Annotated in this window: 1 pseudogene; it reads left to right on the top strand. The window is 76.9% G+C overall.

Annotation, left to right across the window (positions count from 1 at the left end):
• Nucleotides 1–13: 13 nt before the first annotated feature.
• A pseudogene (locus AB4039_RS41560) lies at nucleotides 14–4,324 on the top strand (type I polyketide synthase); the annotation flags it as partial.

The following is a 4,324-nucleotide window of genomic DNA, read 5'->3' as shown; positions in this document are numbered from 1 at the left end:
CTTCCACGACGCCATGCGCCACCTGGAGAGCGCCGGCGTCCGCACGTACCTGGAGATCGGACCCGACGCCGTCCTCAGCGCCATGGGACAGGCCTGCCTCGACGCACCCGCCGCCCTCCTGCCCCTGCTGCGCCGCGACCGCCCCGAGACGGTCACGCTGACGTCCGCCCTCGCGGGAGCGTTCGTCCGCGGCTTCGACCCCGAGTGGACGCGCCTGCTGTCCGGTCGCCGAGTCGACCTGCCGACGTACCCGTTCCAGCGGCAGCGCTACTGGCCCGCCGCGCCCATGACGGCCGCCTCCGGTCACCTCCCCGAAACGGACGACGACCTGCTCTACCGCGAGACGTGGGAGCGCCTCGACGACCCCTCCGAGGCGCCCGCCCCGCCCGGCGCCTGGCTGGTCGTCACGGACGCCGGCCACCGGGCGGGAGCCACCGGCGCCGTCCTCGCCGCGCTGGCCGACCGGGGCGCCCACGTCGTGGAGCTGCCCCTGACCGCCGCCGAGCACGACCGGACCGTCCTCGCCCGGCGGATCGCCCCCGCCCTCCCGGCGGACGGCATCGCGGGCGTGCTGTCCCTCCTCGGCGCCGACACCGACACCGACATCGCCACCGACACCGACGCCTGCATCGACGGAGAGGCCGCCGACAGCGCCGACGCGACGGCCGCCACCCTCGCCCTGATCCAGGCCCTCGGGGACACCGGCCTGCCGGCGCCCCTGTGGATCGCCACGCGCGGAGCCGTCTCGGTCGACGGCCACGACGACGGCCCCGTGCGCCCCCGCCAGGCCCAGCTCTGGGGCCTGGGCCGGGTGGCCGCGCTGGAACTCCCCGCCGGCTGGGGCGGCCTGGTCGACCTGCCCGAGGAGCCGGACGCCGACGCCCTGCGCCGGCTGTGCGCCCTCCTGTGCGGCGGCGCCGACGAGGACGAGACCGCCCTGAGGCCCTCCGGGCTCCACGCCCGGCGGCTGGTGCGGACCGGCTGGTCGCAGCCCGCCCGCGACTGGTCGCCGCGCGGCACCGTCCTGGTCACCGGCGGCACCGGCGCCCTCGGCGGCCACGTCGCCCGCCGGCTCGCCGAGGCCGGCGCCGACCACCTGCTGCTCGTCAGCCGGCGGGGCGCCGCCGCCCCCGGCGCCGCCGAGCTCGCCGAAGGCCTGTCCGCCCTGGGCGCCGAGGTCACCCTCGCGGCCTGTGACGTCTCCGACGAGGACGCCCTCGCCGCCCTGCTCGCCGAGGTGCCGGCCGAACACCCGCTGACGGCCGTCTTCCACACGGCCGGAGTCCTCGACGACGGTGTCCTGAGCGCCCTCACCCCCGCGCAGCTCACCGGCGTACTGGCCGGCAAGACGGACGCCGCCCTCACCCTGCACCGGCTCACGCGCGGCCTGGCCCTCGACGCGTTCGTCCTCTTCTCCTCGCTCGCCGGCGTCCTCGGCGCCGCCGGACAGGGGAACTACGCGGCGGCGAACGCCGCCCTGGACGCCCTCGCCCGGCAGCGCCGCCGCGAAGGCCTGCCGGCCACCGCCGTCGCGTGGGGCGCCTGGGACGGCGACGGCATGGCCGCGGCCGACGCCGTCGTCCGCGAACGCATGCGCCGCACCGGCTTCCGCCCGATGAGCCCGCGGCGGGCCCTGCGGCTGCTGGACGGCGCGATCCGCCACGGCGAAACCGCCGTACTGGCCGCCGACATCGACTGGGACCGGTACGCGCAGGCCCACGGCCCGGCGGCCCGCCGGCCCGTCCTGCGGGCGATCACCGGCGCGGCGCTTCCCGGCCCGGCATCCGGATTCGCCGGCACGCTGGCCGGCCTCGGCCCGGACCGGCAGCGCGCGGCCCTCGTCGAACTGATCCGCGGGCACGCCGCCGACCTGCTGATGCACCCGTCACCGGACGCCATCGCCCCCGAGCGGTCCTTCCGGCAGCTGGGCTTCGACTCGCTGGCCTCGGTGGAGCTCGGCAGCCGGCTCGGCGCGGTCACCGGACTGCGCCTGCCCGCCTCCCTCGCCTTCGACTACCCCAGCCCGGTCGCGCTGGCGGAGTTCCTGCGGGCCGAACTGCTCGGCTCGGCGACCGAGGCCGCCGTGGCGGGCCCGGTGGCGGACGCCGCCGACCCCGTGGTGGTCGTCGGGGTCGCCTGCCGCTTCCCCGGCGGGGTGACCTCGGCCGACGACCTGTGGACCCTGCTGGCGGACGGCGTCGACGCCGTGGGCCCGTTCCCGCAGGACCGCGGCTGGGACCTCGACGGCCTGTTCGACGAGGACCCCGACGCGCCCGGGACCACGTACGCGACGGCGGGCGGCTTCCTGCCCGCCGTGGGCGACTTCGACGCCGGCTTCTTCGGGATCTCCCCGCGCGAGGCCCTCGCGATGGACCCCCAGCAGCGGCTGCTGCTGGAGACCGCCTGGGAGCTGTTCGAGCAGGCGGGCATCGACCCCGACTCCCTGCGCGGCAGCCGCACCGGCGTCTACGTCGGATCCAACGGCCAGGACTACACGGCCCTGGTGGCGCGGTCCGCCGAGGACCTGGAGGGCTACCTGGGCACGGGCGGCGCGAGCAGCGTCGTCTCGGGCCGGATCGCGTACAGCTTCGGCTTCGAGGGGCCCGCGCTGACGGTGGACACCGCCTGCTCGTCCTCCCTCGTCGCCCTGCACCTCGCGGCGGAGGCCCTGCGGCGCGGCGAGTGCGGGCTCGCCCTCGTCGGCGGGGTGACCGTCATGTCCACCCCCAACGCCTTCGTCGACTTCAGCCGCCAGCGCGGCCTTTCGCCGGACGGGCGGTGCCGGGCGTTCGCGGCGGCGGCCGACGGCACGGGCTGGTCCGAGGGCGTGGGCCTGCTCCTCGTGGAGCGGCTGTCGGACGCCCGCCGCAACGGCCACGAGGTCCTGGCGGTCCTCAAGGGGTCCGCGGTCAACCAGGACGGCGCCTCCAACGGCCTGTCCGCCCCCAACGGCCCCTCCCAGCAGCGCGTCATCCGCCAGGCCCTCGCCAACGCCGGCCTCACGGGCGGCCAGGTCGACGTGGTGGAGGCGCACGGCACCGGGACGCCGCTCGGCGACCCGATCGAGGCCCAGGCCCTGCTCGCCACCTACGGACAGGACCGTCCGGCCGACCGTCCCCTGTGGCTGGGCTCCCTCAAGTCCAACCTCGGCCACACCCAGGCCGCGGCCGGCGTGGCCGGCGTGATCAAGATGATCCTCGCGATGCGGCACGGCCTCGTCCCCAAGACCCTGCACGTGGACGCGCCGACCCCGCACGTCGACTGGACGGCGGGCGCGGTCCGGCTGCTGACCGACCCCCTGGCCTGGGACCCGGCGGACGAGCCGCGCCGCGCGGCCGTGTCCTCCTTCGGCATCAGCGGCACCAACGCGCACGTCATCCTGGAGGAGGCCCCCGCCGCCCCCGCCGCCCCCGCCGCCCCCGCCGGGCCGTCGGACCGCTCTCCCGTCGCCGCGCCCTGGCCGCTGTCGGGCCGTGACGCGGACGCGCTGCGCGCCCAGGCCGAGCGGCTGGTGGCCCGGGTGTCGGCCGATCCCGGGGCCGACCTCACGGCCGTGGGCCGGTCGCTGGCGGTGAGCCGCAAGGCCTTCGAGCACCGCGCCGCCGTGGTCGCACACGACCGGACCGAGGCCCTGGCCGCCCTGGAGGCCCTGGCCGGCACGGCCCCCGCCCCGGCCACCCCGGGCAGGTCCGCCTTCCTCTTCACCGGTCAGGGCGCGCAGCGCCCCGGTATGGGCCGTGAGCTGTACGGGTCCCAGCCGGTGTTCGCCGCCGCCTTCGACGAGGCGTGCACGCACTTCGACCTGCCGCTGAGGGACGTGGTCTTCGGCGACGGGGAGGAGATCCACCGCACGGAGTTCACCCAGCCGGCGCTCTTCGCGATCGAGGTGGCGCTGTACCGCCTGGCGGAGTCGCTCGGCCTGCGCCCGGACTTCGTCGCCGGTCACTCGATCGGTGAGATCGCCGCCGTCCACGTCGCCGGGGTGCTGTCCCTGGCGGACGCGGCCCGTCTGGTGGCGGCCCGTGGCGCGCTGATGGGCGCGCTGCCCGAGGGCGGCGCGATGGTCTCCGTCCAGGCCACAGAGGAGGACGTCCGTCCGCTGCTGTCGGCCGATGTCGACATCGCGGCGGTCAACGGTCCTTCGGCGGTGGTGGTTTCCGGCGCCGAACGGGCCGTCCTGGAGGTGGCCGGGCAGCTGGCCGAGCGGGGTCACAAGACCAAGCGCCTCACGGTCTCGCACGCCTTCCACTCCCCGCTGATGGAGCCGATGCTGGAGGCGTTCCGCGAGGTCGCCGAGTCCCTGACCTATGCGGCTCGCGGCTCC

Source organism: Streptomyces sp. M-16 (assembly GCF_052114405.1).
GTDB lineage: Bacteria > Actinomycetota > Actinomycetes > Streptomycetales > Streptomycetaceae > Streptomyces.
Note: the sequence above shows the minus strand (reverse complement) of the source record. Positions and strands in the feature narration are given on the sequence as shown.